Consider the following 3,657-nt stretch of genomic DNA (forward strand, 5'->3'; position numbering starts at 1 on the left):
GCCTCGATTTGCTACAACACGGTTGAGGCGGAAAAGGCCGGGCTGAAGCCGCCGACCTCGTGGAAGGACCTGACTGATCCGATGTACAAGGATCAGGTTATCATGCCGAACCCGAATTCCTCTGGCACGGGGTTCCTTGATGTGTCCAGCTGGCTTCAAATGTTTGGCGAAGAAGGTGGCTGGGAATACATGGATGCGCTGCACGAGAATATTGCGCGCTACACCCATTCCGGCTCGAAGCCTTGCAAACTGGCGGCGGCGGGCGAGATCCCGATTGGTATTTCTTTTGCGTTCCGTGGGGCGAAATCCAAAGCTGATGGCGCACCGCTGGAAATCATTGTGCCTTCGGAAGGCGTCGGCTGGGACATGGAAGCAACCGCGATTGTGGCCGGCACTGCAAATCTGGAAGCCGCGCAGAAGCTGGTGGACTTCACCGTCACCAAAGAGGCCAACGAGATGTACAATACCGGCTATGCGGTCGTGGCGTATCCCGGCGTTGCAAAACCGGTTGAACACTTCCCAGAGGGTCTTCTGGATGCGATGATCAACAATGATTTCGAATATGCCGCCAACAATCGCGCGGCAATCCTGAAGGAATGGCAGTCTCGCTATGACGGAAAGTCTGAAGCGAAGTAATTCCATTGGCAGGAGGGGCTTTTGTGCCTCTCCTGCCCGCCACTCTCTTGTTCCCACCAACACAACCAACTCACCCGGCGCGCACCGGCCAGGATCGGTCGTGCCCGAGGTGCAGATGTGAGGACCTCTCCCGTGCTTCAGAAAACACCACCCGGTGAACTGTATCTCAGCATCCAGAATTTGTGGAAAGCGTTCGGCAGCTTTCTGGCACTCAAGGACATCTCTCTCGAAATCAAAGAAGGTGAATTCATTTGTTTCCTCGGCCCGTCCGGCTGCGGCAAGACCACCTTGTTGCGGGCGATTGCAGGGCTGGATCTGCAGACCAAGGGTACGATTATGCAGGATGGCAAGGACGTCTCCAACCTGCCTCCGTCCGAGCGCGATTTCGGGATTGTGTTCCAGTCCTATGCGCTGTTCCCGAACCTGACGATCGAAAAGAACATCGCATTTGGCCTTGAAAACACGGGCCGCAGCAAGTCGGATATCGCGGTTCGGGTGAGCGAGCTGCTGAACCTTGTTGGTCTGCCGGATCAGGGCAGGAAATACCCGGCGCAATTGTCCGGTGGCCAGCAGCAGAGGATTGCGCTGGCCCGCGCCATTGCAACCAATCCCGGTCTGCTGCTGCTGGACGAACCCCTGTCGGCGCTGGACGCCAAGGTGCGCGTTCACCTGCGGCATGAGATCAAGGAATTGCAGCGCAAGCTGGGTGTGACCACCGTGATGGTGACGCACGATCAGGAAGAAGCGCTGGCCATGGCCGACCGCATCGTGGTGATGAACCACGGGGTGATCGAACAAGTTGGATCGCCCACGGAGATCTACCGCGAACCGGCCAACCTGTTCGTGGCCGACTTTATCGGTGAAATGAACCAGATCCAGTCTCAGGTTACGAAAGGCGGGCGGTTGAGCGTCGGGGAAAAGACCTTTGCCTGCCTCAGCCACACGTTCAATGATGGAACCCCTGTCATTGCGGCCATTCGTCCCGAAGACATCATCCCTCATGAAGCTGGTTATCTTGACACGGGCGGCAATCGGAACTGCATCGAGGTCACGCTCGATGAAATGGAGTTTCTGGGCTCGTTCTGGCGCTGCCGCCTGAACAACGAGCGGTTCGGATCTTCGGAACTGATCGCGGATTTTTCGATCAACGCCGTGCGTCGTCTTGAGCTGGAAGAGGGGTGCAGCATGGTGATTGAGCTTCCCGAGAACCGCCTGATGGCGTTTGACCTTCCGGAGGCTGCGGCATGAGCACGATGTCGACCAATCAGGACACATTGCCTGTCGGGCCGGATATCAGGCCCAGGCTCAGCCGCGATGACATCCTGATGCGCGGAAGCATGATGGTGATCGCGCTCTATCTGATCGTGACACTGGCACTGCCGCTTTACACGATGCTTTCCAAGTCCTTCTCGACCTACCGGGTCGAGCTGTCCCAGTATGAGTTTCAGGTCAGTGATGAAGCGGGTGTGTTCGACGGAACGATCCTGACGGCTGACGAACTGAACAGGCAATTGGGGGTGTATTCCGACACCGATCTGACAACCGGCTCGGACGGGCGTTTGCCGGTGACCGGGTTCTTTCCGGAGTTCAGCTTTCGCAGCCCGGTCATGTACCAGATGCGGAACACGACGGAGGCCGGGCGCTTTCTGGTCGGGTCGACTTTGAACGAAGGCACCGATTGGGTCGAGCTTGATTCCAACACGTTCCGCCGGGTGCAGATGCGGCCGGTTCAAGCGCGGGGTCTGGGCAACTTCATCAACTACTTCTCGACACCAGCCCTGTTCAACTCGATCAAGAATTCCCTTTGGATTTCGGTTGTCAGCACAATCATTACGGTGACGCTGGCGTTCTGGTTTGCCTATGCGCTGAACCGAAGCTGCATGCGGTTCAAGGGGGTCTTTCGCCTGATCGCGATGGCGCCGATTCTGGTTCCCTCGCTGCTGCCGGGCATCGCGCTGGTCTACCTGTTCGGCAATCAGGGGATGATCAAGGAGTTGTTGTTCGGTGCCAGTATCTACGGCCCCATAGGCATCGTGATCGGATCGGTCTTCTTTACCTTTCCACACGCGTTCCTGATCATATCGACTGCGCTCGCGATATCGGATGCGCGGTTGTACGAGGCCGCTGTCAGCTTGCGCTCTACCCCCTGGCGGACATTCTGGACCGTTACCATACCCGGCGCGCGCTATGGCCTGATTTCCGCAGCCTTTGTCGTGTTCAATCTGGTGATCACCGATTTCGGCCTGCCAAAGGTGATCGGCGGCCAGTTCAACGTGCTTGCCGTGGATATCTACAAACAGGTGATCGGCCAGCAGAACTTTGAGATGGGCGCCGTGGTCTCGGTGGTTCTGGTCATCCCCGCAATTCTGGCTTTTGCCATCGACCGGATGGTTCAGTCCAAGCAGGTGGCGCTGCTTTCTGCGCGCTCGGTTCCATATCAGGCAACACCAAACCCAAAGGCTGATCGCATATTCCTGATCTACTGCAGCTTGGTCGGCCTGTTCATCATTGGTCTTCTGGCCGTGTGTCAGTTTGCGGCGCTGATCAAGTTCTGGCCCTACGATCTGAGCCTGAGCCTCAAGAACTACCAGTTCGACAAGATGGATGGCGGCGGCTGGGGGTCGTATTTCAACTCGATCAAACTGGCCTTCCTGACGGCGGTGATCGGCACGACGGTTGTCTTCTTCGGGGCGTATCTGGTGGAAAAATCGAACGGCTTCAAAACCGGACGGTCGATCTTTCAGATGTTCGCCATGCTGCCGATGGCCATCCCGGGCATGGTTCTGGGGCTGTCCTATATCTTCTTCTTCAACAACCCGTCCAATCCGTTCAATGCGATCTACGGCACCATGGCAATCCTGGTGGTTTGCACGGTGACGCATTTCTATACCGTATCGCACCTGACGGCGGTCACCGCTCTCAAGCAGATGGATAAAGAGTTCGAGTCGGTGTCGGCCTCTCTCAAACAGCCAACAATGAAGCTGTTTGCCCGCGTGACGGTGCCGGTCTGTCTGCCTGCGG

Annotated in this window: 3 protein-coding genes; all 3 read left to right on the top strand. The window is 57.2% G+C overall.

What is annotated here, in order from left to right; genetic code table 11:
• Positions 1 to 636 (top strand): extracellular solute-binding protein (locus AC2FNC_RS20410; protein ID WP_496716510.1); only part of this gene is annotated, 636 nt, incomplete at its 5' end.
• Positions 637 to 768: 132 nt separating this feature from the next.
• Complete coding sequence (locus AC2FNC_RS20415) at positions 769 to 1,884, top strand: putative 2-aminoethylphosphonate ABC transporter ATP-binding protein (RefSeq protein ID WP_480496631.1); 1,116 nt, start codon at positions 769 to 771, stop codon at positions 1,882 to 1,884.
• Positions 1,881 to 3,657: putative 2-aminoethylphosphonate ABC transporter permease subunit (locus AC2FNC_RS20420; RefSeq protein ID WP_496716511.1), on the top strand; the 1,777-nt coding region annotated here is incomplete at its 3' end. The genes AC2FNC_RS20415 and AC2FNC_RS20420, both read left to right, overlap by 4 nt.

The organism is Ruegeria sp. BHSA123, from assembly GCF_059613425.1.